The 22,412-nt window shown below is 41.0% G+C and carries 26 protein-coding genes and 1 riboswitch; of the genes, 17 read left to right on the plus strand and 9 right to left on the minus strand.

What is annotated here, in order from left to right; genetic code table 11:
- Positions 1 to 112: 112 nt before the first annotated feature.
- The 6 genes from HUS26_RS02945 (at position 113) to HUS26_RS02970 (ending at position 7,072) form a co-directional block, all read left to right on the plus strand.
- Positions 113 to 928, plus strand: a complete 816-nt coding sequence (locus tag HUS26_RS02945) for a sulfite exporter TauE/SafE family protein (RefSeq protein WP_173915740.1) — start codon at positions 113 to 115, stop codon at positions 926 to 928.
- Positions 929 to 943: 15 nt separating this feature from the next.
- On the plus strand, positions 944 to 2,341 hold the full coding sequence (locus tag HUS26_RS02950; RefSeq protein ID WP_173915741.1) for a bifunctional UDP-sugar hydrolase/5'-nucleotidase: 1,398 nt from the start codon (positions 944 to 946) through the stop codon (positions 2,339 to 2,341).
- A gap of 145 nt (positions 2,342 to 2,486) precedes the next feature.
- Positions 2,487 to 3,254 (plus strand): sporulation protein YunB, encoded by a 768-nt coding sequence (gene yunB / locus HUS26_RS02955; RefSeq protein ID WP_173915742.1) that lies wholly within the window; start codon positions 2,487 to 2,489, stop codon positions 3,252 to 3,254.
- 54 nt (positions 3,255 to 3,308) lie between these two features.
- Positions 3,309 to 3,488: riboswitch (Lysine riboswitch) on the plus strand.
- 174 nt (positions 3,489 to 3,662) lie between these two features.
- Positions 3,663 to 5,222 carry a Na+/H+ antiporter NhaC family protein gene (locus HUS26_RS02960; protein WP_173915743.1) on the plus strand — a complete coding sequence of 520 codons (1,560 nt, stop codon included), beginning with the start codon at positions 3,663 to 3,665 and terminating at the stop codon, positions 5,220 to 5,222.
- A gap of 217 nt (positions 5,223 to 5,439) precedes the next feature.
- Positions 5,440 to 6,966, plus strand: a complete 1,527-nt coding sequence (locus HUS26_RS02965; RefSeq protein WP_173915744.1) for a sodium-dependent transporter — start codon at positions 5,440 to 5,442, stop codon at positions 6,964 to 6,966.
- A 1-nt stretch (position 6,967) separates the two neighbouring features.
- On the plus strand, positions 6,968 to 7,072 hold the full coding sequence (locus tag HUS26_RS02970; protein WP_173915745.1) for a methionine/alanine import family NSS transporter small subunit: 105 nt from the start codon (positions 6,968 to 6,970) through the stop codon (positions 7,070 to 7,072).
- A 33-nt stretch (positions 7,073 to 7,105) separates the two neighbouring features.
- On the opposite strand, the gene HUS26_RS02975 is transcribed toward HUS26_RS02970, so the two are convergent.
- Both HUS26_RS02975 and HUS26_RS02980 read right to left on the minus strand, forming a co-directional pair.
- On the minus strand, positions 7,106 to 8,059 hold the full coding sequence (locus tag HUS26_RS02975) for a M23 family metallopeptidase (RefSeq protein ID WP_173915746.1): 954 nt from the start codon (positions 8,057 to 8,059) through the stop codon (positions 7,106 to 7,108).
- On the minus strand, positions 8,056 to 8,643 hold the full coding sequence (locus tag HUS26_RS02980; protein ID WP_254434127.1) for a YhcN/YlaJ family sporulation lipoprotein: 588 nt from the start codon (positions 8,641 to 8,643) through the stop codon (positions 8,056 to 8,058). Before HUS26_RS02980 ends, HUS26_RS02975 begins: the two co-directional genes overlap by 4 nt.
- Positions 8,644 to 8,775: 132 nt before the next feature.
- On the opposite strand from HUS26_RS02980, the gene HUS26_RS02985 reads away from it, so the two are divergent.
- The 3 genes from HUS26_RS02985 to HUS26_RS02995 all read left to right on the plus strand — a co-directional run bounded on the left by HUS26_RS02985 (position 8,776) and on the right by HUS26_RS02995 (position 10,403).
- Complete coding sequence (locus HUS26_RS02985; RefSeq protein WP_173915747.1) at positions 8,776 to 9,051, plus strand: YutD family protein; 276 nt, start codon at positions 8,776 to 8,778, stop codon at positions 9,049 to 9,051.
- Positions 9,052 to 9,187: 136 nt separating this feature from the next.
- Complete coding sequence (locus HUS26_RS02990) at positions 9,188 to 9,628, plus strand: DUF86 domain-containing protein (protein WP_173915748.1); 441 nt, start codon at positions 9,188 to 9,190, stop codon at positions 9,626 to 9,628.
- A 10-nt stretch (positions 9,629 to 9,638) separates the two neighbouring features.
- A complete protein-coding gene (locus HUS26_RS02995) occupies positions 9,639 to 10,403 on the plus strand; it encodes a TIGR01457 family HAD-type hydrolase (protein WP_173915749.1) in 765 nt (254 codons plus the stop codon).
- Between the two features lie 109 nt (positions 10,404 to 10,512).
- On the opposite strand, the gene HUS26_RS03000 is transcribed toward HUS26_RS02995, so the two are convergent.
- The gene (locus HUS26_RS03000; protein WP_173915750.1) at positions 10,513 to 12,063 is read right to left on the minus strand and encodes a hypothetical protein; all 1,551 of its coding nucleotides are present in this window, start codon (positions 12,061 to 12,063) and stop codon (positions 10,513 to 10,515) included.
- A gap of 98 nt (positions 12,064 to 12,161) precedes the next feature.
- Positions 12,162 to 12,668: a phosphatidylglycerophosphatase A gene (locus HUS26_RS03005; protein ID WP_173915751.1), complete on the minus strand. Its 507-nt coding sequence runs from the start codon at positions 12,666 to 12,668 to the stop codon at positions 12,162 to 12,164.
- A gap of 142 nt (positions 12,669 to 12,810) precedes the next feature.
- Here HUS26_RS03005 and HUS26_RS03010 point away from each other — a divergent pair, with 142 nt between their 5' ends.
- Positions 12,811 to 13,782: a D-glycerate dehydrogenase gene (locus tag HUS26_RS03010; RefSeq protein ID WP_173915752.1), complete on the plus strand. Its 972-nt coding sequence runs from the start codon at positions 12,811 to 12,813 to the stop codon at positions 13,780 to 13,782.
- 41 nt (positions 13,783 to 13,823) lie between these two features.
- Here HUS26_RS03010 and HUS26_RS03015 read toward each other — a convergent pair whose 3' ends face one another.
- A complete protein-coding gene (locus HUS26_RS03015; protein ID WP_082233502.1) occupies positions 13,824 to 14,045 on the minus strand; it encodes a NifU family protein in 222 nt (73 codons plus the stop codon).
- Between the two features lie 162 nt (positions 14,046 to 14,207).
- Between HUS26_RS03015 and HUS26_RS03020 the strand changes: the two genes are divergently transcribed.
- From HUS26_RS03020 to HUS26_RS03030, 3 genes are all read left to right on the plus strand, one after another.
- Complete coding sequence (locus HUS26_RS03020) at positions 14,208 to 14,543, plus strand: YuzD family protein (RefSeq protein ID WP_173915753.1); 336 nt, start codon at positions 14,208 to 14,210, stop codon at positions 14,541 to 14,543.
- A gap of 77 nt (positions 14,544 to 14,620) precedes the next feature.
- On the plus strand, positions 14,621 to 14,857 hold the full coding sequence (locus tag HUS26_RS03025) for a YuzB family protein (protein WP_173915754.1): 237 nt from the start codon (positions 14,621 to 14,623) through the stop codon (positions 14,855 to 14,857).
- A gap of 135 nt (positions 14,858 to 14,992) precedes the next feature.
- Entirely contained in the window at positions 14,993 to 15,355 is a 363-nt protein-coding gene (locus tag HUS26_RS03030; RefSeq protein ID WP_173915755.1) for an iron-sulfur cluster assembly accessory protein, read from the plus strand.
- 397 nt (positions 15,356 to 15,752) lie between these two features.
- Here the strand turns inward: HUS26_RS03030 and HUS26_RS03035 are convergent, their stop codons facing one another.
- Complete coding sequence (locus HUS26_RS03035) at positions 15,753 to 16,739, minus strand: NAD(P)/FAD-dependent oxidoreductase (protein ID WP_173915756.1); 987 nt, start codon at positions 16,737 to 16,739, stop codon at positions 15,753 to 15,755.
- Positions 16,740 to 17,031: 292 nt separating this feature from the next.
- Between HUS26_RS03035 and HUS26_RS03040 the strand changes: the two genes are divergently transcribed.
- From HUS26_RS03040 to HUS26_RS03050, 3 genes are all read left to right on the plus strand, one after another.
- Entirely contained in the window at positions 17,032 to 18,252 is a 1,221-nt protein-coding gene (locus tag HUS26_RS03040; RefSeq protein WP_173915757.1) for an NAD(P)/FAD-dependent oxidoreductase, read from the plus strand.
- A gap of 68 nt (positions 18,253 to 18,320) precedes the next feature.
- Positions 18,321 to 18,638, plus strand: a complete 318-nt coding sequence (locus HUS26_RS03045; RefSeq protein WP_254434128.1) for a YuiB family protein — start codon at positions 18,321 to 18,323, stop codon at positions 18,636 to 18,638.
- A 97-nt stretch (positions 18,639 to 18,735) separates the two neighbouring features.
- Positions 18,736 to 18,921 (plus strand): hypothetical protein, encoded by a 186-nt coding sequence (locus tag HUS26_RS03050; protein ID WP_173915758.1) that lies wholly within the window; start codon positions 18,736 to 18,738, stop codon positions 18,919 to 18,921.
- A 40-nt stretch (positions 18,922 to 18,961) separates the two neighbouring features.
- On the opposite strand, the gene HUS26_RS03055 is transcribed toward HUS26_RS03050, so the two are convergent.
- On the minus strand, positions 18,962 to 19,438 hold the full coding sequence (locus tag HUS26_RS03055; RefSeq protein ID WP_173915759.1) for a divergent PAP2 family protein: 477 nt from the start codon (positions 19,436 to 19,438) through the stop codon (positions 18,962 to 18,964).
- A 170-nt stretch (positions 19,439 to 19,608) separates the two neighbouring features.
- Between HUS26_RS03055 and HUS26_RS03060 the strand changes: the two genes are divergently transcribed.
- Positions 19,609 to 21,078 (plus strand): leucyl aminopeptidase, encoded by a 1,470-nt coding sequence (locus tag HUS26_RS03060; RefSeq protein WP_371809530.1) that lies wholly within the window; start codon positions 19,609 to 19,611, stop codon positions 21,076 to 21,078.
- 89 nt (positions 21,079 to 21,167) lie between these two features.
- Here the strand turns inward: HUS26_RS03060 and deoD are convergent, their stop codons facing one another.
- On the minus strand, positions 21,168 to 21,878 hold the full coding sequence (gene deoD / locus HUS26_RS03065) for a purine-nucleoside phosphorylase (RefSeq protein ID WP_173915761.1): 711 nt from the start codon (positions 21,876 to 21,878) through the stop codon (positions 21,168 to 21,170).
- 72 nt (positions 21,879 to 21,950) lie between these two features.
- Positions 21,951 to 22,328 carry a kinase-associated lipoprotein B gene (locus tag HUS26_RS03070; RefSeq protein WP_173915762.1) on the minus strand — a complete coding sequence of 126 codons (378 nt, stop codon included), beginning with the start codon at positions 22,326 to 22,328 and terminating at the stop codon, positions 21,951 to 21,953.
- Positions 22,329 to 22,412 lie beyond the last annotated feature (84 nt).

Raw genomic sequence — 22,412 nt, forward strand, 5'->3', positions numbered from 1 at the left:
AATACAGAAAACCGTGCAGGCATCTTGCCTGTACGGTTTTTTCTGTGTGAGATGTTTTCGTCATAGAAAACGTGATACTATAATATTATCTTAAATATAGAGAAGGCTGATTATGGTTATTTTATTATCTTTAGTCATAGGATTTATTACAGCATTTATAGGCAGTATAGCCGGATTAGGAGGAGGAGTAATCCTTGTCCCTATTTTATTATTTTTAGGGGATTTATCAGACACCTATTCATGGGTTACGCCTCAATCAATTGTAGGTATTTCGCTTGTTGTCATGATTTTTACAGGACTTTCTTCAACACTTTCATACTTGAAACACAAACGTGTAGATTTAAAAATGGGTACAGTCCTGTTGATAGGAAGTATACCAGGAGGGATAACAGGTTCCTGGCTCAATCAGTTTTTTGAAACGGACGGATTTGCGTTACTGTTCGGAGTCGTCATGATTTTGGTTTCCTTAGCTTTTTTTATTCCAAGGAATCGTTCATTTGGTCTTTCCAAACTTAAAGGGGTCCAAAGGGAAAAATTCATCGGCGGCGAGACTTACCGGTATGAGTTTCCTATTGTGATAAGTATTATTTTTGCGTTTGGAGTCGGAGTGCTGTCAGGGCTTCTTGGCATAGGAGGAGGATCTCTTATTGTTCCGGCAATGATCCTTTTATTTAGCATTCCTCCTCATGTTGCAACAGCAACGTCTATGTTTATGATTTTCTTTGCCAGTATATCCAGCTCAGCCACACATATTAGTTTAGGACATGTAGAGTGGGGGAATACAATATACTTCATTCCTGGAGCTTACCTTGGGGGAATGGTCGGAGCTGCAGTCAACCGCCGGTTAAACAGCCAGGCTGTCGAGTGGTTCTTACGAGTTCTGCTCATATTAATTGGTATACGACTCATCTGGCAAGGGATTGGATAATAAGGAGAAATGACGATGAAGGAAAAAATTTTTCTGTATTATACAAGTGACCTGCACAGCCATTTTGAAAATTGGCCCCAGATTGTAGGTTATTTTAATAAGAAAAAAGCCAAGCATTTAAAGAATAATGAAACCTTCTGGGTCATGGACAATGGCGATCATGCGGACCGGTTTCACCCGGTTACAGAAGGCTTAATGGGAAAAGGAAATGTGGAGCTTCTTAACCGTGCCGGCTATCATTTCGCTAATTTAGGGAACAACGAAGGAATAACATTACCTTATAACGACCTGTTCCAGCTTTATGATGAGGCAGAATTTGATGTAGTTTGTGCAAATTTAAAAAGCATGACTGGACCTCAGCCTAAGTGGCTGAAACCTTATCGAATTAAAGAAACTAATCGTGGGACAAGGGTTGCTGTCGTAGGGTTGACAGCCCCATTTGAGACTTTCTACCGTCTCCTTGGATGGGAGATCCATTCGCCATATGAAACGCTTGATCGATATTATGAAGAGTTAAAGCAGCAGGTAGACATTATTGTCATGTTGTCACATTTAGGCATCCACGACGATGAAGAAATAGCGAGGTCCTACCCCGCTGTTGACGTCATTATAGGCGGGCACACTCACCATCTGTTTCAAAACGGAGAATACTATGGAAATGCCGTATTAACAGCTGCCGGGAAGCATGGCACTCACTTTGGCGAAATTCATTTAGAGTGGGATCAGGATAAGAAAGTGCTGACTAAAAAAGAAGCTTATGCTATTTCTACGGAAAATATGAAGAAAGATGAAGATGTGATGCTGGACTTAGAGAATATGACGGCGCGTGCCAGCAGCTTTTTAAAAGAACCAGTAACGAATTTAAAAGAAAAAATGAATGTGGCGTGGTTTAAAGAGACCCTATTGATGAAAGCTTTAACAAAAGAAGTACAGAATTGGACTAGTGCCGATGTAGGCATGTTAAATGCCGGCGTCCTTTTAGATCATTTGGAAAGCGGCGCTATTACGTACGAGGATATTCACAGGATATGCCCACACCCGATGAACCCCTGTAAGGTTGAAGTCAAAGGGGATGAATTATTAGAAATCATTCGAGTAGGACATACGAGAAAGTTAACAGAGATTCAGCTGAAAGGTCTGGGCTTTCGTGGGGAGGTCATTGGCAAGATGGTGTTTACAGGTGTAGATATTCGTACAAAAAGAGACCCAGATGGAGAAGAAAGGGTCAGGGAGGTTACCTTTAAAGGAAAGCCCGTGGACATGGATAAAACTTATACGTTGGCGACGGCAGACACATTTACGTTTGGGAGGCTGTTCCCGGAAATTGCATACGCGGAAAAGAAAACGTACTATATGCCGGAAATGCTTCGTGATCTGCTGGCAAGTGCCATAAGAAAACTAGATGCTTCCTAATGAAAAGCTGCCTTCACCGGCAGCTTTTTTGTTATAGATCTATTAGGGGGGACGGAATCAATCGCTGTATAAAGGAATATTTAAGGATGTATGCTAAACTGCCAAGCCTCTTCATATAAATGAAAGAGATGAGGAGGGTTGTTTAATGAGCAAGTTCAGGGGCCGGTCCCCCACGGTGGGTAAAAGAATTTTACTAACCATGGTCTTTCTTATGATTTTTACAGCTTTATGCTTATGGCTGATTGACAGAGGGATTACACCGGCCATTCAGGGTATAGCGGAAACGAGAGCTCAGCAGCTGGCCAGAGATGCTATCAACGAAGCCGTGAGTAAACAACTCGCAGAAGACCTGCATTTTGAAGATTTAGTGAGGATCGAAAAAGATAATGAAGGAAAAATAGTGTACATGGGCTGGAATTCAGCTTTAGTAAATAGAACGCTGAGGGATACCACGTTCAGGGTGCAGCACTTCTTAAAGCGGATGGAAATGAATGAACTTCCTTTAGAAGATACTACGTTAGAGCCGGATCTTGTATCCGACGATTCGAACAGGGATCTTGGTAAAGAACCTGCAACTCTTGTGGAAATCCCTCTCGGTATGGCAACAAATAACACAGTTCTTTCAAATTTAGGGCCCAATATTCCAGTTCAGCTTAGAATCATTGGGGATGTCCAGACACAATTTAAAAATGATATCACAGAGTATGGAATAAACTCTGCTCACTTTCAATTATGGATTAATTTTAAAGTCAGCTTACGAGTGGTCATTCCATTTTCAACCGAAACGATTACGGTGACAAATGATATTCCTGTTGATTCTGCAGTTATTCCGGGTGAAGTGCCAAACTTTTATAATGGAGATGGCAGCGGAAATTCTCCAAGCTTTTCCTACCCTATGGATCCCTTGCAATAACACGGGCGACCTGTTAAACTGTTAGGGAATTAAATATGCGTGACCTTATCAGATCGGTGAGGTAGAGGCGCAGGCTTCATTAGTATTCGTGGGAGCGGACAGCGGAGAACACGTTAGAAAGGGGAGCCCTGCCGAAGTTTATAAGAGCTGTCACCTCTTATATCCTGGTATATTTCTGAATAAGAAATATACTGTCATGCGTGCTTTAAAGCTGCATGGAGCGCTACTGATCGAAATGGAGGATAATCAAATTGCTTTAGGCAATGGTAGGTTATTTTCTATCATTGCTTTTTTGTATGCCAAGAAGGTGTTTCTTCACGGTGTAAAGCTTTCCAGCATCCCTCATTTACCCCAGTAGACTTCCATACAGCCTATTCTCATCAAAAGATTTACGGAAGGGGAACCCAAATGGAAGGAACAATTTATTCTTTAATTCCGGCCGTTTTAATGTTGATTCTCGTAATTACGACGAGAAAGGTTATTCTTTCTCTTGGTATCGGCATTATTGTAGGTGCATTTATGCTTACTCAATTTAACATTCTGGAAGGAATTCAACTCATCTGGACGAATTTTTATTCCATATTCGTAAGTGAAGGCGCCTTAAATACAGGGAATTTGTATTTATTAGGATTTTTAGTCTTATTAGGTATTACGACCGCATTCTTAACAGCTTCTGGCGGAAGCAGAGCATTTGGACGCTGGGCTGTTCAAAGAATTCAATCCCGCAAAGGAGCGAAATTAGTCCCTGCTTTACTAGGAATTATTATTTTCATCGATGATTATTTTAATGCATTGGCTGTTGGGCAGGTGGCAAGGCCTGTTACAGACCGTCATCGAATTTCACGTGCGAAGCTTGCCTACTATATCGATTCTACATCAGCGCCGATTACGGTGATCTCTCCGATTTCAAGCTGGGGAGCTTATATTATCGGTACAATTGGCAGTATTTTAGCAGCCAATGAGATAGCGGATTATCAGGCGCTTGAAGCTTTTATCCGCATGATACCGGCTAACTACTATGTATTCGCAGCTTTACTTCTTGTGTTTTTAACAATTTTCTTAAAGCTTGATATTTTTGCGATGAAAAAGCACGAACAGAAAGCCATCAAAACAGGAGAGCTGAAAGATGAAGAAAAGGGAGATATTCCTGGTGACTTAAATGATGAATTTAAAGCTCATAATGAAGGGAAAATCGCCTACTTAGTCTGGCCGATCATTGCATTAGTATTAGGGACTGTAGGGACAATGTTTATTACTGGTATTCAAGATACTGAAGGCGCTGTAAGTCTTCTGAGTATATTTGAAAATACTAATGTTAACATTTCCTTATTCACCGGAGGTTTAATTGCAGTGCTGCTGGCTGGGGTTTTATATATGATGCAGCCTGGTGAAAAATCAGGCATGAGCCATGTACTGCTTGAAGGAATTAAAGCGATGCTTCCGGCTATCTATATTCTTATTTTTGCTTGGATGATTGGTGATGTGATCAGTCAGCTGCAAACGGGAGAATACTTAGCCGGCCTGGTAAATCAATCTAATATTAGTACTGGATTCTTACCATTACTCTTATTTATTGTTTCTGGCTTCATGGCTCTGGCCACTGGTACGTCCTGGGGAACATTCGGGATCATGCTGCCAATCGCAGGAGAAATTGCTGCGGTGTCAGACATAACCCTTATTCTTCCGGCGTTATCAGCTGTATTAGCTGGATCAGTATTCGGCGATCATTGTTCGCCGATTTCAGATACCACCATTCTTTCCTCAACAGGAGCTGGATCTAACCATATTGACCATGTTATGACACAGCTTCCTTATGCATTTATAGCAGCAGCCGGAGCCTCTATTGGTTACGTGCTCCTGGCGATTACAGGCGGTGTCATTATCCCGCTGCTTATTACATTAGCAGTAGTAGCGGGTGTGGGGATTTTTATTCATGTAAAAAAACGGTCTGACTATATTTCGGGATAAAAAAAAGGACAAAAAAATGCTTCAAAAGTACTTCTTTGTCCTTTTTTTAGTAATTGTTGGAAAATTAATAATTTTATAATATTACTTTGACATCGAACAAGTGTATCGGTATAATAAGCATGAATAATCAGAAAAAAATAAAAATTGGAAACATTCTCTTCTATACAAGCTCATAATATAAGAGGGAAGAGAATAGTTCTAAGGGGAGGTCTTTCACATGGAAAATCGTGCACAATGGGGGACGAGAGCCGGGTTTATCCTTGCAGCTGTCGGATCTGCAATCGGGCTGGGTAACATATGGCGTTTCCCTTCAGTCGCCTACGAAAATGGCGGTGGGGCATTCTTCATTCCGTATTTATTCGCTCTTTTAACAGCAGGTATCCCATTACTGGTTATGGAATTCACAATAGGTCATAAGTACCGTGGGTCAGCACCGCTATCATTCTTCCGTATGAATAAGAAAACAGAATGGCTTGGATGGTGGGCCGTACTTGTGTCATTTGTTATTTCAACGTATTACGCGGTCATTATTGCCTGGGCAATTTCGTATAGTATTTTTGCCTTTAACCTATCTTGGGGACAAGACACGGAAAGCTTCTTGTTTAGTGATTATTTGAATTTATCCGTAGATCCTGGTCAAGCAGGAAGCTTAGTACCTGGTGTCTTAATCCCGCTTATTGCAGTTTGGGTAATCACCTTGGGAGTTCTATTTAAAGGTGTTAAGAAGGGGATCGAGGTGGCAAACAAGATATTCATTCCGACACTGGTTGTATTGTTCTTGATCATTGTGATCCGAGCAATCACGCTGCCTGGTGCTGCAGAAGGCCTGCAAACCTTTTTTGCGCCGAATTTTGAAACCATTACCTCAGGTTCAGTATGGGTTGCAGCTTATGGACAGATTTTCTTTAGTCTTTCTATCGCATTTGCGATTATGATCACTTATTCCAGTTACCTTCCGAAGAAATCAGATATCACGAATAACGCTTTTATTACTGGTTTTAGTAACTCCAGTTTTGAGCTTCTAGCTGGTATCGGTGTATTTGCGGCATTAGGTTTTATGGCGTCACAAATTAATGTCCCTGTTGAAGAAGTCGTTAGTGGAGGAGTAGGTCTTGCCTTTGTTGTCTTCCCGCAAATTATTAATGAATTTCCTGCTTTAAATGGACTATTCGGGTTCTTGTTCTTTGTATCTTTAGTCTTGGCAGGCTTGTCTTCCTTAATCTCTATTTCCGAGACCTACGTTGCGGCACTGAGTGAGAAATTTGGTTTGTCAAGAACGGCCTCAGTTGGATTAGGCGGTGGAGTTGCTGCAGTTATCTCTCTTATATTTGCAACGCAAGGCGGTCTATATTTCCTGGACGCTGCCGATTACTTTATTAATCAGTTTGGAGTAGCCTTTGTCGGGTTAGTCGAAGTAATCGTTATCGCATGGTTTGTTCGTAATCTTAATGATTTCCAGACCCATGCGAATGGCATTTCTGATTTGCATCTGGGCGGATGGTGGAAGGTTTGTCTTGGAGTTATTACACCAATCGTGCTTGGATATATGATGTTCGACCTTTTCAAAACGAATCTGCTTGGTCAGTTTGAAACTGAAACCGGAAACTATGAAGGGTATGCAGATACCTTTATCTTATTCGGTGGATGGGCAGTAGCAGCATTTGCAATAGTAGTTGGTTTCCTGATGACTCTGAAGCGTTGGGACTCCAAAGCTCTTAATGAAACACACAAGGAGGTAGAATGATATGACAGCAAGTGCAATTTTAATGATGATCATTGGAATGGTCGTAATTTGGGGAGGCCTTGTTGCGAGTATCATGAACGCAGTCAAGAAAGCAAAACAATCATAAATATGAAAGAGCGTCGCACATTTTGTGCGACGCTTATTTATTTCTAACCATACGCTCCCATCTTTTCAAATAAGGATAAGGGTCAAAAGACCATTCATTTTTTCCGTTATCCTGATACATGCCGTAGTGCAAGTGAGGAGGAAACTTTCCAGATGTCCCAGGAGGTCCATAGCCCGTAGCCCCAACACTTCCAATTACATCACCAGGTTTTACTACGTCTCCAACCTGTTTTCCTTTTTCAAAACCGTTAAGATGGGCGTAATAGTGGTATATATTGTAAATATCGCGAATCCCGACACGCCAGCCGCCAAATTCGTTCCACCCCATCATTTCTATGACGCCATAGGTTGTTGATTTGACTGGTACCCCATAGTTGGCAAATATATCGGTTCCTTCATGAATACGACGTCCTCCAAATCCTCTTGCATCTCCCCACGTATTCTTATAGCTGTAATTAGCTTCAATAGGGACTGGGAAATCACGATCTTTGAGCGAGACGGTTTGGAATTTTTCAAAAACCTCCGCTGTGTTCATGATCGTTTGGACGGTTAAGTCACGTTTATAATAGTTCCATAAAGCGATCCGGATATCATCTTCCGTTGTTCCATAGGATTGAATGTATTTTCCTAAGCTCCATAATACATCCTCATCATCAGTCATATCGATTTTTTTGTCTCCATCGCCGTTATCCCCCCATCCCTGAGGAAAGAAGGAAGGTTCAGTTTCTATTCCATTCCAGAACAACGGGTCTGGACGAAAGGCAGTTACACGGCCTTTTGGAGCATCTTTGTAAATTTGTCTTTCATATTGGTCAACAGCCGCTAAATAGGTCCAAGGTATTCCTGTTACAGCTGACGTCTTTTTATAGATGGACATTCGCTCATTGTCTTCTTGTTCAGTCGCAGCAAAACTGACGGAAGCTGGCATTAAGACTCCCAGAATCAAAATCACGAAAATACCTAAGGCTTTAGATTTTATGATGATCATGTGGTCTCATCAACTGTTTCACTGGTAGTTGTACCTTGTGGGGATTTTTTCATTCGTTCAATAATTTGATCGATGACATGTTGGTATTGTTCATCGTATACAGTGGAGTTACCTAAGCTTTGGATGTCTCCAAAAGATGCGGGATCATCTGATACATATACATGGTAGAAGCTTGGGACGAGAGAGTAAGCTGTTTTCTTAACCATATCTGCTGCCACTTCAGCTTCTCGATTAACAGGCTTTTGATAAGCAACGAGAATTTCATCATCTGTCACTACCGTAGCCGCGTCTTCAAAGCCAGGATAGCGGAGTATCATTCGGGTAATCATGTCAGCCATTTGTTCCCGATTGACTTTAATCTTATGATTCTTCTCGCTTTCCTGATCAAGTTGATCTTTTTGGAAGCGCACGTATCCCACCTGGCCATCTGCCATATTTTTATTATAGTTATCCATTGTCTCGCCTTCAATGGCGTGGTCTTCATCATCCATATTCGTTTCATCTTCCTGTGGATTTTGACAGCCATTGAGTATAAGAAGGGATAAGGCTATAGCCAGCCATAATTTATATTGTTTTATTTTCATTCTTCATCTTCCTTTGTGTCTGGTATATCTTTAGCTTGGACGAAAAACGAATATTGATACAAATTTTTGCAAGCGGTTTTCTAGTCTCTAACGAAATATGGTACACTAAGGAGAGGTAAGAGGTGATAGGATATGGTTGAATTATTCGGTAAAAATTATGAAATTGTGGAGGATTATAAAGACGCTTTTCAGCCAGAGGATGTAGAAGGGCGTTTTACGGATATCCTGAGTAAATATGATTTCATTGTCGGAGATTGGGGCTATGGACAGCTTCGCTTAAAAGGTTTTTATGATGATCAGAATACGAAAGCAACATTTGATACGAAAATTAGTACATTAGAGGATTACTTATATGAATACTGTAACTTCGGCTGTGCGTATTTTGTATTAAAAAAAGTAACTCCTTAAAACCGGCGTGCTTACATGAGCGCGTCGGTTGTTTTCGTGGAGGCAGCATTGCATAACAGTGCCATTTTATAAATATCTGCTCTAACTATTACAAAAATAAGCTCCATATTTTTAGGAGTTAGAATGGAGGAGTTCGATGTATTTTGTGGACAGGCACAAAATCGAGGGAATCTTAGCTTATATGGAAAAATTAATGGACGAAAAAGCTGAATCTTACACATCTTTTAAGGAAAAACTTCTGCTTGAAAGGTTAACTCATCTAGTGATCGAGTCGATCATTGATGTCGGCAACCAGATGATTGATGGGTTTATTATGAGAGACCCGGGCAGTTATGAGGATATTATTGATATTTTAACGGATGAAAAAGTACTTCCTGAAGAGAACACGGCTCATTATAAGGCGTTTATTCAGCTGCGGAAATCAATCGTACAGGAATATCTCGCCGTTGATCATGATCATATAGAAGGAGTCTGGGCTGACAGCAAAGAGGCTGTGAAAAGTTTTCCAGGACGGATTCGCCGTTACCTTGATGAAGAAATAGGGCCGGTTTCGGCTTTTTCAAACGCTAACGAATAGGAGCTTTAAAGTGAAATCATACAGCGCATATTTAATTGATTTGGATGGAACGATGTATCGAGGGATCGAGCCGATTGATGGAGCAGCAGAATTTGTTCAGCGATTAAATGTAAAATCAATTCCTTATTTATTTGTGACAAATAATTCATCGATGGTTCCTAAAGAATTAGCCGATAAACTGAACAACATGGGAATTCAAGCATCAAAAGACAATGTATTTACTTCAAGTATGGCGACAGCTAAATATATCGATTCGAAAAAGCCAGGAGCTAATGTTTTTATAATCGGGGAAAATGGATTATGGCAGGCACTGGAGGATCAAAATCTAAAACCAGTAAAGGAAGAGGCCGACTTCGTAACTATAGGGATAGACAGAAAGATCTCCTATGAAAAACTTGCAATGGCCTGTCTTGAAATTAGAAATGGAGCGGAGCTTGTGAGCACGAATAAAGATGCCGCTATTCCTACGGAAAGAGGAATGGTGCCGGGAAACGGTGCTATTACATCTGTGCTTTCCGTAAGTACAGGGGTTACGCCGACTTTTGTTGGGAAGCCAGAGGCTATATTAATGGAACAGGCAGTAGAAATGCTTGGTTTTCCAAAAGAAGATATCCTGATGGTTGGGGATAATTATGATACGGATATTATGGCTGGTATTAAAGCGGGCATTGATACGCTGATGGTCGAAACGGGTGTATCTACTCGAGATGGAATTAAACATTTAAATAAACAGCCGACTCACCACGTAAAAAACTTATCAGATTGGAAAATATAAACCCGGTGCTGTTCCTTAGACAGCGCCGGGCTTTTTTTGTATTCAATGGTGTTATTGAACGGGAGATTTCTTATGCAGCTTTTGTTTAAATGAACCAGTAATGCCTTATTTATAAAAGATAAGGACCGAAGTAAATCATGACAAACAGCAGGTGAACAGTAACAAAATAAAATAATTTCACAGAGACAGACCATTTTCTTTTCTTACTGTTTAAAGCTAATATTCCATATACTAATAAGGCAAATAAAAGGATAAATATAACAGAACTTGCTGTGAAGGTTAAGTATTCAGGAGCTCGGTTCATTACTTCCTGTGTAAATATCCTATCCTTAAAGGTAAACACTGCAGCTAAATATATAGCGGCTCCCGTGTAGTAAACCCATGTTTTATCATGATCCACCCACGACTCTTTGGCAAACATCACAATCGCTAAGAAAAGGAGAGGCCAGATATACCACAGTACTCCTACCAGTATCGTGAAAAAACTTATAGATAACATGCCCATTGTTTTACCTAATGCATCTAAAAGATAACCATTGGAAAGACTATCTGCTTGTTGTACTGCACTTTTATCAGAAGAGGAGATCAGGACCTGGTTCTTTTCTCCACGATGATCGATCCACACGATAGTTTCTTCATTCACCCATTGAGGTAAGGCTGAAGCTCTCCGTGTATTACTTAAGCGCTCTGTTTCCATCAAGCCGTTTTCATTTAGCGCGGTCTCATATATGTTGTATTGGCTGTCTTCACTATAAAGAGTATTCGTATTCCCTTTTGCTGTGAAAAGAAGTTTAAACTGGTTATTATCAGAGCTGAGGTTAAAATCATGTAGATTACTAAGCTGACTGTCAACTGCAGGGTCTTTTGCTTCCATCGGCTGCAGATTTGGCTTTTCGTTTAACGGAGAAATCGAATAATATTGTTTTTCTGAGGTCGTTCCACCTGCTTTTTGCGAAGTTGCTATCGCCAGCGCATACTGCCCTTTGTTTAAGGCAAACTGTAATTCGTTGATGGCTTCCTCACTTTTAAATACAAAACTGGTGTCCACTTTTAGATTTGCGCCGCTGGCCTTCACTTCATATATCTTTAAATGGGTAGTAGTGTCTTCAGTATAATAAGTGAGTAATAATTTCCTTCCTTCTGTCTGAACTGCATTCACATGGGTTTCTCCATTATCTAAGGTGAGAAGTTCAGAAGACTCCTCGGTTTGCGGATCTAAACGGAAAACGGTGTCACCTGCTTTATAAAAAACTTCATCCTGCAGCGGGATAAACTCATTAATGTCGGCAATCTTCTCTTGAGACTCATTATACATTGCATAATAATCGGTATATATTAACTTCTCTTCGTCTATGTAGAACTCCGTCCATTTTCCGGTAGGGATTGTAAAGGATTTGCGTGTATTAATATCGTATGATTGCGAAACGCCGGCTGTTGTGACTCCTTCGTTAGTTAAAAAAGATATCTTTAAACCATCATCTTGCTCCCGTACTACAGGTGAAGAAGTGAAATTGGCGTGGCCGAGTTCGATTTCCCGACTCCAATTATCATGGGGAGCCTCGGTTACTTTTTGGTAATTCTCGATAAACAATAGGCTGATACCGATAAGGATAACGATGGAGGGGATCAGCCATATGGCGTACTTCCGAATTCTATCCATAGATAACTCTCCTTTTCGAGTAGTTTCCCTATATATACGATCTTACATGGAAAAAGTTTCAAAAAAATAACGCCGCGCTTTAAGCGTGGCGTAAATAATTAGTATTCTTCTCCGACTTCGCTGTGGGCTAACCGGCTGGATGCAGCTGCCGCTATAGCACCGACAATATCATCAAGGAATGTATGGCATTCTCCTGTTGACTTATCATTGAGTCTTTTCAAAATTCCGGGCTTCTGCTTGTCAATATATCCGTAGTTTGTAAACCCAATGGACCCATAGACGTTAACAATTGATAAAGCAATGACTTCATCGACACCATATAATCCTTCGTCTATCTCGATCGTGGTCTGCAGAGGTTCTTCGAGCATTTTTTTCTCTGCTAATTTATCAAGCTGAATCCCTGTAATTATAGCATTTTGAACTTCTCTCTTCTTCAATACCTGATGAACATTGAATTCGCATATATCCATTGTCAATTCAGGGTGATATTTAGATTGCAGATAATGAACGAGCTCCGCCATATCCTTTATAGTAATTCCCCGTTCGGTTAATAAGTCTCTTGCGGTTTTTTCCAGATTGCTGATTTTACGATTCTCTTCTGTCAAGTTGATGACCTCCCTCTTTTAGGATTTCGATCTTTGTATAAGCTTATGATTCATATAAAGAAGAAACAATAGTTGTATTATACCAGATGTGATTTTACTTATTTACTTTTACTTATTTATAATAAGAAGAAGAGGTGATTTGGTGAATAAACCGTATGTGTATATTACAAGGAAGCTCCCCGAAGATCAAATTAAACCGTTCACAAATGAATGGGACATTGGAATGTGGGAGAGCGAAACGGAACCGGTTGATGAAGAAACGTTGAGGAAAGAAGCTCAGCGGGCGGACGGATTGTTGACGATGCTCACGGAGCGTATTGATGAAGACCTTTTAAGTGATGCTCCTCATTTAAAAGTGGTCGCCAATATGGCTGTAGGGTATGACAATGTGAATGTAGAAGCCGCCAAACAAAAAGGAATAACTGTAACGAACACCCCGGATGTACTTACGGATACGACAGCTGACTTAGCTTTTGGTTTGCTGATGGCAGCAACCAGGCGTATAGTCGAAGCAGCCGATTATATTAAGGAGAACAAATGGAACAATTGGTCACCCCTTTTGCTGGCTGGTTCAGATATTCATCACAAGAAACTGGGAATCGTCGGAATGGGGCGTATTGGAGAAGCCGTGGCCAGGAGGGCTCGAGGTTTTGATATGGAAGTGTCTTATCATAACCGTTCAAGAAAGCCTGCAATTGAAGAGGAGGGGCTGGCCGCTTACGAAAGCTTTGAGGATCTAATCTCCTCATCTGATTTTGTAATGTCGCTTGTGCCTTTAACGGAAGAGACGGAGCATTTATTTAATGAAGAAGTGTTTAGGAAGATGAAGGAAGAAGCGATTTTCGTTAACGCCTCACGAGGAAAAACGACTGATGAGAAAGCGCTGTATAAAGCCGTGAAAAGCGGTGAAATTAAAGGAGCCGGATTGGATGTATTTGAAGAAGAGCCGATCGCATCAGATCATCCTTTGTTAACTTTAAAAGAAATAGTATGTGTTCCTCACATTGGTTCTGCAAGCAGAGAAACTCGAGAGAAGATGATGAACCTAAGCCTTGAAAATATCGAGAAAGTTTTAAAAGGGGACGAGCCGGTCACACCCGTTACGCAGCCATAAAAAAACCGTACACTTGGATAAGTGTACGGTTTGGCTTTAATTTAAAAAACTTGTTCTACTTCATAGATGCCAGGAACTTCTTGTGCTAATGCACGTTCAATCCCGGCTTTAAGCGTAATGGTTGAACTTGGGCAGTTTCCACAAGCCCCCATTAGACGCAAACGCACAATCCCATCCTCTACTTCAACTAATTCAACGTCTCCTCCGTCACGGAGTAAGAATGGGCGAAGTTTATTAAGAACTTCCTGAACTTGAGCTTCCATGTTCAATCTTCCCCTTTCAGTAAACCTATTATAAAGTGTATGTCTAAAAAAATCTATGGATTCCTCAGTAAAGCATTGAGATTGATAACTATTTTCATTTTATCTTTTTTTCGATGTTTTGTAAAATAGTAATAACTACAAATTAGTGAAATGGTGGGAAAAATGAGTAATAAAAAAATAACACTGACCGTATATGGAGCAGAAGAGCGGTGCGCCAGCTGTGTAAATGCTCCTGGATCAAAAGAAACGTACGAATGGCTTCAAGCAGCTATTGCAAGAAAATATCCAAATCAAAGTGTAGATTACCGTTACGTAGACATTCACAGAAGTCAAAAGAACGACAAGGATGAAGAATATGTGGAGCAGATCCTCGATGATGAGCTTTTTTATCCTCTCGTCACTATTAATAATGAAGTTGTCGACGAAGGCACCCCCCGTCTTAAAAATGTATACAAAGCATTAGAAAACTTAGGTTTTAAGCCGGAAATGGAAGCTTAGTCGATATAAAAATGAGCAGAGCTGTGGTATGATAGGATAGAGATGGGGCTTCATCCAGGGCAGAAGAGGTGAAGTGGATGAATCCAATCATTGAGTTCTGTGTGAACAATTTAATAAGCGGTTCTGATGAAGCAATGGAAGTGCTCGAAAAAGATCCCGACTTAGATGTCGTAGAATATGGCTGTCTCAGCCATTGCGGAATTTGTTCTCAAGGTCTGTTCGCTCTTGTCAATGGTGAACGGGTAATGGCTGACACTGCTGAAGAGCTTGTCGAGAAAATTTATCAGCACCTGGAAGAGAACCCCCTTTTTTAAAGCGAAAAGCAGTGATCAGCTTATTAATATAAACTCTTTGCCCTTGACGGCAAAGAGTTTTTAGCTTCTCGATTGTTTGAAAAACGAGAGGCAACTTAGTATACTGAGAGTACGATAAGAAAGGAGAGTCCCGAGATGATTCTTAATATTACAGATGCGGCAAGACACCAGATTCAGGAAATGATGAAGGAAGAAGAGTCAAAAGATGCTCATCTTCGTTTCGGAGTAAAAGGTGGAGGCTGCAGCGGCTTATCCTACGCAATGGGTTTTGAAGATGAGGTTAATGATGAACTTGATACGATAGAAGATTATGAAGGTATTCCTGTCGTGATCCGAACGCAGGATGTTCCCATTATTGAAGGTACGACAATCGATTATAAGCAGAATATGATGGGCGGGGGATTTACGATTGATAATCCGAATGCCATTGTTTCGTGCGGCTGCGGCTCTTCCTTTAAGACGGCAACAAACGCAGGAACACCAGATCCTAACTGCTAAAATGTAATAATGTAATAAAATAAGATTTGATGATCAGGCTGTCGAGAGAGTTTCGGCAGCCTTTACTTTTTGGCGTGTTTTAAGATCTCATTACGAGGAACTGGTAAGAGAGCTAATAGAAGGAGGGAGAAAAACTTATGAGGATAGGGGCGAAGGGAAACGGTGAGATTCCTGAGGGAGGAACGTACAAGGTGAGATCCCTAAAAAGACGAAATCCTTAGAGAAGCTCACCATACGCCCAAGGAAAGCGATCCGTTTCCCGTAGCCCTTTGCTGTATCCGATCCTTTAAAAGAAAAGTCGGTCGTCTGCAGCATGAGGTTTCTCTAAAAGCTGAAGCATCCTTCCTCTAAGGGAAGGATGCTTTTTATGACGGAACATTAGATAGACATCTTGAGATTAAGAAAACATGCTGGTGGAGTGCTTAGGCTGTACTCTGGCACCTGGGTCCATGTAGGCTTTAGCATTATTGACGGCTGTAGGTCCTTCTCCAAAGCCTGAAGCGATCAGCTTCACTTTTCCAGGATAAGTACAAATATCACCTGCTGCATAAATGCCTTTAATGTTCGTCTCCATTTTAGAGTTAACGACAATGCTGTTTTTCTCGATTTCCAAGTTCCATTCTTTAATAGGGCCAAGTGAGGAAATAAATCCGTAATTAACAATTAATTCATCGATATCGACCGTTTCGACGCGGTCCCCTTTAACTTCATGAAGCTCAACCTTCTCGATTCGTTCGTTTCCGATCAGCTTTTCAGGAGTGAAAGGTGTCATGAGCTTCACTTTAGAATTCATAAGCTGCTCTACACTATGCTCATGGGCACGGAATTTATCACGGCGGTGCACGAGGCTGACTTGCTTAGCAATTGGCTCAAGCATTAAGGCCCAGTCTACTGCGGAATCTCCTCCGCCGCAGATCATAACATTTTTATCTGCAAACTTATTCATATCATCCACGTAGTAATGAAGGTTCGTGCTTTCGAATTTCTCGGAGTCATCAATCTTAAGACGACGGGGCTGAAAAGCACCATTTCCTGCAGTAATGATGATCGTCTTCGTGTAATGTACTTCTTTATTCGTTGTTAACTTAAAGGTTTCGTCATCAAGTCTTTCGATTTCTTCCACTGATTGTTCTAAAGAGATGGTTGGATCGAAAGCAAAAGCCTGTTCTTTTAAGTTATCGACAAGTTCCTGAGCACCCACTCGCGGGAACCCTGCTACATCAAATATATATTTTTCAGGATAAAGAGCGGACAGCTGCCCGCCTAAGTGCGGCAGGCTTTCAATAATATTCACACTTGCCTGGCGCATCCCCCCATAAAAAGCGGTAAATAAGCCGACGGGTCCTCCGCCGATAACAGTTATTTCATAAACTTTATCACTCATGTTTTGTCCCCCTAACTCTAGTTCAAATTACACTTTTACTATTCTATCATAAAATGACCCTGAGGCGCACGGAGACAGAATAAACAAAGAGCATTTAATTGAATATTATTAACTTTCCGATAAATATATAAAGGGTTGAAAATCGAAATAAAAAGGTCTAATATGAAGACTAGAAAACATTTAACGATTTTGTGACAGAATTATATAAGATATGACAAGCTTTTTTTTATGTAGGATTGTGTGAAACAAGTCACAATGCCTTAAGGCAAATATAAGAGATGGATGTGATACCATGAATAACCCGAATATCGTGATACTAGGTGCAGGTTACGGCGGAATCATGACAGCCGTAAAATTGCAAAAAAGCTTAGGTGCTAATGACGCTAATATCACATTAGTGAACAAGCACAGCTATCACTATCAAACAACTTGGCTGCACGAAAACGCAGCAGGAACCCTTCACCATGATAAGACTCGCATTGCTATTAAAGATGTAGTCGATACAAGCAAAATTAATTTCGTTCAGGACACAGTAACAAATATTCTTCCTGAAGAGAAGAAAGTAAAGCTTGAAAATAGTGAACTTTCTTATGACTATCTAGTAATTGGACTTGGATTTGAAGCGGCTACCTTTGGTATTCCAGGGCTTAAAGAGCATGCTTATACGATCAACAGCATTAACAGCTCTCGCTTAATCCGTCAGCACATCGAATATAATTTTGCGAAATATAATAACGAAGCGAATCCAAAAGAAGAACGTCTTAACCTTGTTGTAGGGGGAGCTGGCTTCACAGGTATCGAGTTCGCTGGTGAACTTGCAAACCGTGTACCTGAGCTTTGCAAAGAGTACGACATTCCGCGTGAAAAAGTACGCATTGTTGTAGTCGAGGCTGCTCCAACAGCACTGCCAGGATTCGATCCTGAACTTGTAGAGTATGCAATGAACTCTCTTGAAGCAAAAGGCGTAGAATTCAAAATCGGCGCTATGATTAAAGAGGTAACTGGAGATAAGCTTGTCTTCGAAAAAGACGAACAGCGTGAAGAAATTGCTACAAATACTGTTGTATGGGCTGCAGGTGTACGCGGAAACTCCCTAGTTGAAGAGTCCGGTTTTGAAGCGAACCGCGGCCGTATCGAGGTTGACCCTGATTTAAGAAGCAAGCAGTACTCTGATGTATTCATCGTAGGAGACTGTGCACTTATCTTTAACGATGAAACTGGTCGACCATACCCGCCAACTGCTCAAATTGCCATTCAACAAGCAGAACAGACAGCTGCTAACCTTAAGAAGCTTGTTCAGGGAGAAAAAGAACTTGAACCATTTAATCCGGATCTAAAAGGTACAGTTGCTTCTCTAGGACATGATGACGCGATTGGTGTAGTATTTGATGATAAGAAATTATTCGGATGGTCTGCATCAGCGATGAAGAAAGTTATTGACAACCGTTATCTGCTTAAGCTGGGCGGAGTAGGTCTCTTATTGAAAAAAGGTAAACTGAACTTCTTTAAATAAAGATTGTTAAGAAAGCAAAGGCAGACTTTCCCTGTCTTTGCTTTTTTCAAGCTAGGGGGAACGGCAGTTTGAATATCGTACAATTCATAGTTTCTATGCTCTTGTTTTTTGTGCTTTTCTTTGGGATTGGCTTCTTATTAAATATGATTCTGCGCTCTTCATGGATCATGGCTTTCGTCTATCCGCTTGTCGTATTGTTAATTGTAGATAATTTTAAATTCAGCCGTTATTTTACGGAAACGGGGCAGGCCTTTTCAGAAGTCTTTGGCCAGCTTACTCGCCTTCAAGTAGTGGATATCGCCATCTTATCCAGCGGGTTTGCCGGAACGATTGTCGCCGGTCTTGTTATTAAGTGGCTTAGAAAAAATGGCTATCAAATGTTTTAAAAACCTTAACATCCTGCGAGTCTCCCGCAGGATGTTAAGGTTTTTTTGAATAGGGTGGCACAGAGTTGGATATTATGAATGGCAAGAGGTGTGTGCAATGATCCGGTTATGCAAATCTATTCTATTCTGTCTTCTGTTTTTAGGAGCTTTATATTCTACGTGGATCCATTTATCCAATATGACGATAAAAGATGTCAATGACTGGCTGAGAATAAAGGAACAAAAAGATATATCAGCGGATGGAAATTTAATGCTCAAAGACCTGTTTATTTTTCCAGGCTGATAAAATACTAAAACCGTTCGTCATAGACGAACGGTTTTTTTTATAGGAAAAGTGGAGCGAGTAATAAAGTTAACAGAATACCTGTCAGTCCTCCAAAGAATACTTCTATAGGTTTATGTCCGAGTAACTCTTTTAGTTCTTCTCTTTTTTGAAAGTTTCCCTTGTGCGCCCATTCTTTAGCTTCCCCAACAAAGCGGTGGAAATCATTAATTAAAATATTTAACATAATAGCCTGTTCACCTGTTTGACGGCGCACACCGGTTGAGTCAAACATGACAATAATTGTGAACACAACAGCAACGCCAAAGATAGAGGAGCCTAAGCCGTGTTCCATACCGACCGCCGTTGAAAGAGCAGTTACCGCAGCAGAGTGACTGCTCGGCATGCCTCCAGTGCTGAACGCAAGGCCGGGATTTAAAGATCGTGATGCGATAAACTGGATGGGGATTTTCACCAGCTGGGCGAAAAAAATTGAAAGCAATGCAGCCCATAATGGAAAGTTGTGCAGCAAATCCATACCTTTAGATACGTCCCTTCCCAAAAAGTATTTGTCATGAAAAATTTTCTAACAGTAAGTTGATTGTATCACATAAGGAGAGGGGATGTCCGTTAAAAGAACGTCTCATACAAGAAGTAGTTAAGAAGTTTTAGTATACTAGTTATTGGAGGTGGTAAGGAATGTTTAGTATGAGAATCAAATTATTTCAAGAAAAAGATACGCTGGTGGTTGGATTGTTCCAAGATGAAAAGCAATCCGTTGTTGACGAGGTGAACAAACACCTGAATGGATTTGTTACCGACGGCATAAAAGATGGAGAGATTTCCACAAGCTATAGTCAGATAACAAAAATCTGGCCGATGGGTCAGTGTGAGACGAAACGTATTTATTTTATAGGTTTAGGGAAGAAAAACAGCTTAGATCGAACTTTATACAGGAAAGCTTTCGGTAAATTATTTCAAAGGCTGCAGGCTGATCATGTGACAAAAGTATCTATAGCTATGGACAGTGTAATACCTGCTGATTTAAATAAAGAAGAATGTGCTTCATTAATCACAGAAAGTATGGGAACGGCGACTTATCAGCTTGCTCATTTTAAAACAGGTAAGAGAAAAGACTTGCCTTACATAGATTCGCTTACCATCGTAACAGAAAGTGAGGAAGAAGACCTTCTTCTCCCACTGGCTGAAGGCTATGCATTCAGTAAAGGAGTAAACACGGCAAGACACCTTGTCCATTCTCCTTCGAATTTATTAACCGCCACCGCTATGGCAGAGTACGCCAGAGAACTGGCCTTAATGCACGACTTTTCCATTGATGTGTTAGAAAAAGAACAGATGGAAGAACAGGGAATGGGGGCCCTGCTTGCTGTAAATCAGGGATCTGAAGAGCCGCCCGCTATGATTGTATTAAAATATCAAGGGATTGAGGACTGGAAGGATGTCACTGCCTTTGTCGGTAAAGGAGTCACATACGATACAGGCGGATATTCCATAAAGCCTAAAACCGGAATGCCGGGAATGAAAGGGGATATGGGAGGTGCAGCCGCTGTATTAGGAGCGATGGAAACGATTGGCCGCGTGAAACCAAAGGCTAATATTCTGGCTGTCATTCCTAGTACAGATAATATGATTTCTGGTACTGCCTTTAAGCCTGATGATGTCATTACTTCTTTAAGCGGGCGGACGATTGAAGTTTTAAACACTGATGCAGAGGGACGCCTAGCTTTAGCCGATGCTGTCACTTATGCTAAACAGCTGGGAGCAGAACGCATAATTGATGTGGCCACATTAACGGGTGGAATGGTCACGGCTTTAGGTTCGTGGATGACAGGGGCTCTTACCAATCAGCAGGACCTGTACCGGCAAGTAGAAGAACTCGGCGCTCATATGGGGGAACCGATCTGGCAGCTTCCTTATAATGACGACTACCGGGAACAAGTGAGAAAAAGTGATATAGCGGATTTGAATAATTCGCCAACTAGAAAAGCTCATCCGATTATGGGAGGAGCGTTTATAGGTGAATTTGCAGAAGACACACCTTGGGTTCATTTAGACATTGCTGGAACATCTATGGCTGAATCGAGGCATGAACTTGGTCCAAAAGGGCCTACAGGTGTTATGGCGCGGACCCTGGCAGCTTTTGCCATGCGAAATTAAAAGTTAAGAAATTCCCTTTATCGAGTCCCATATCTCGGGGGTTTTTTACAAACTAAAAGGAAAGGCGTTTAAATGCCTTTCCTTTATCATTACTGTTGAATAGCTGCTTCTAAAGCAACCTCTATCATTTCGTTAAATGTGGTTTGTCTTTCTTCTGCAGATGTTTCTTCACCTGTTAGGATATGGTCACTTACAGTAAGAACCGACAAGGCTTCTCTGCCATACTTGGCTGCTAATGTGTAAAGAGCTGTTGTTTCCATTTCTACAGCTAAAACGTTGTAGCTGGCCAGAAGATTAAACAGATCCATAGCGTTATCGCGGTAGAAGCTGTCACTGGTAAACACGTTACCTACGCGCAGTTTCAAACCTTTTTCAACACCTGCGTCATATGCAGCTTTAAGCAGATTAAAGTCTGCGGTAGGGGCGAAGTCAATGCCGTTGAAAACCATGCGGTTCATTTGGGAATCAGTAGTGGAGGTAGAAGCTAAAATGACGTCACGCACTTTCACATCTTTTTGAAGAGCCCCGCATGTACCGACACGAATCAATTTTTGAACGCCATAGCTTTCCATTAATTCATTGATGTAGATGGAAATGGATGGAACCCCCATTCCTGTTCCCTGAACAGAAATGCGTTCACCTTTGTATGTTCCTGTATAGCCATACATGCCTCGTACTTCATTATAGCAGCGGACATCCTCCAGGAAATTCTCAGCGATATATTTAGCCCGCAGCGGATCTCCAGGCAAAAGAATCTTCTCTGCAATATCTCCAGGTTTTGCACCAATATGTACACTCATAGGTAAACCTCCTCTTAAATTCACACGCTTTTAAGTTACCACAATGACATAGAGAAAACAAATGTAACCGGATTAGAAATATTGTTTTTCCAGTTCTTCCAGCCGACTAAGTGCCAATTGGTTAAATTCAGTTTCTCTTCGCTGTACCTTCTGCTTCAGCTTCTCTATGGACTGTTTCAAAGAATCCTTGTAATCAGGAACTTCTGTTCCTTCATATTTTTCGATGGCTTCTTTATGGATATTCGCTTTTTCTTGATAACTCAATGCTTTACGCTGATGGAAAAAAACATTTTCTGTTTTTCCGGGATTGTGCAGGTCCCCTTGCATTGGGTGTTTATCTACAGCAAGCACTTTAACTAAATAAGCATTTCTTCGTTCCTCTACGAGCTCGCCGATATAGATGCCCGTTTTGTAATGAGCTTTTACTAAATCTCCTGCTTTTAGAGTCATATGTCATCCTCCTTTTAGGATTAGTGTATCAAACTATTTTAATATGTGAAAAAGTGGTGAATTCCTTCAGCCGCGTTAAATTTT

Source organism: Halobacillus sp. Marseille-Q1614, from assembly GCF_902809865.1.
Taxonomy (GTDB): Bacteria; Bacillota; Bacilli; order Bacillales; family Halobacillaceae; genus Halobacillus_A.

Coding starts and splice junctions, on each gene's coding strand:
- HUS26_RS03025 (WP_173915754.1), top strand. CDS start 14,621: ATGAATCCAATCATTGAGTTCTGTGTGAACAATTTAATAAGCGGTTCT.
- HUS26_RS03015 (WP_082233502.1), bottom strand. CDS start 14,045: ATGGAAGCTCAAGTTCAGGAAGTTCTTAATAAACTTCGCCCATTCTTA.
- HUS26_RS03030 (WP_173915755.1), top strand. CDS start 14,993: ATGATTCTTAATATTACAGATGCGGCAAGACACCAGATTCAGGAAATG.
- HUS26_RS03000 (WP_173915750.1), bottom strand. CDS start 12,063: ATGGATAGAATTCGGAAGTACGCCATATGGCTGATCCCCTCCATCGTT.
- HUS26_RS02945 (WP_173915740.1), top strand. CDS start 113: ATGGTTATTTTATTATCTTTAGTCATAGGATTTATTACAGCATTTATA.
- HUS26_RS03035 (WP_173915756.1), bottom strand. CDS start 16,739: ATGAGTGATAAAGTTTATGAAATAACTGTTATCGGCGGAGGACCCGTC.
- HUS26_RS02960 (WP_173915743.1), top strand. CDS start 3,663: ATGGAAGGAACAATTTATTCTTTAATTCCGGCCGTTTTAATGTTGATT.
- HUS26_RS02985 (WP_173915747.1), top strand. CDS start 8,776: ATGGTTGAATTATTCGGTAAAAATTATGAAATTGTGGAGGATTATAAA.
- HUS26_RS03050 (WP_173915758.1), top strand. CDS start 18,736: ATGATCCGGTTATGCAAATCTATTCTATTCTGTCTTCTGTTTTTAGGA.
- HUS26_RS02950 (WP_173915741.1), top strand. CDS start 944: ATGAAGGAAAAAATTTTTCTGTATTATACAAGTGACCTGCACAGCCAT.
- HUS26_RS02990 (WP_173915748.1), top strand. CDS start 9,188: ATGTATTTTGTGGACAGGCACAAAATCGAGGGAATCTTAGCTTATATG.
- HUS26_RS02980 (WP_254434127.1), bottom strand. CDS start 8,643: ATGAAAATAAAACAATATAAATTATGGCTGGCTATAGCCTTATCCCTT.
- HUS26_RS02975 (WP_173915746.1), bottom strand. CDS start 8,059: ATGATCATCATAAAATCTAAAGCCTTAGGTATTTTCGTGATTTTGATT.
- deoD (WP_173915761.1), bottom strand. CDS start 21,878: ATGAGTGTACATATTGGTGCAAAACCTGGAGATATTGCAGAGAAGATT.
- HUS26_RS02970 (WP_173915745.1), top strand. CDS start 6,968: ATGACAGCAAGTGCAATTTTAATGATGATCATTGGAATGGTCGTAATT.
- HUS26_RS03070 (WP_173915762.1), bottom strand. CDS start 22,328: ATGACTCTAAAAGCAGGAGATTTAGTAAAAGCTCATTACAAAACGGGC.
- HUS26_RS03040 (WP_173915757.1), top strand. CDS start 17,032: ATGAATAACCCGAATATCGTGATACTAGGTGCAGGTTACGGCGGAATC.
- HUS26_RS03060 (WP_371809530.1), top strand. CDS start 19,609: ATGAGAATCAAATTATTTCAAGAAAAAGATACGCTGGTGGTTGGATTG.
- HUS26_RS03055 (WP_173915759.1), bottom strand. CDS start 19,438: ATGGATTTGCTGCACAACTTTCCATTATGGGCTGCATTGCTTTCAATT.
- HUS26_RS03020 (WP_173915753.1), top strand. CDS start 14,208: ATGAGTAATAAAAAAATAACACTGACCGTATATGGAGCAGAAGAGCGG.
- HUS26_RS02965 (WP_173915744.1), top strand. CDS start 5,440: ATGGAAAATCGTGCACAATGGGGGACGAGAGCCGGGTTTATCCTTGCA.
- yunB (WP_173915742.1), top strand. CDS start 2,487: ATGAGCAAGTTCAGGGGCCGGTCCCCCACGGTGGGTAAAAGAATTTTA.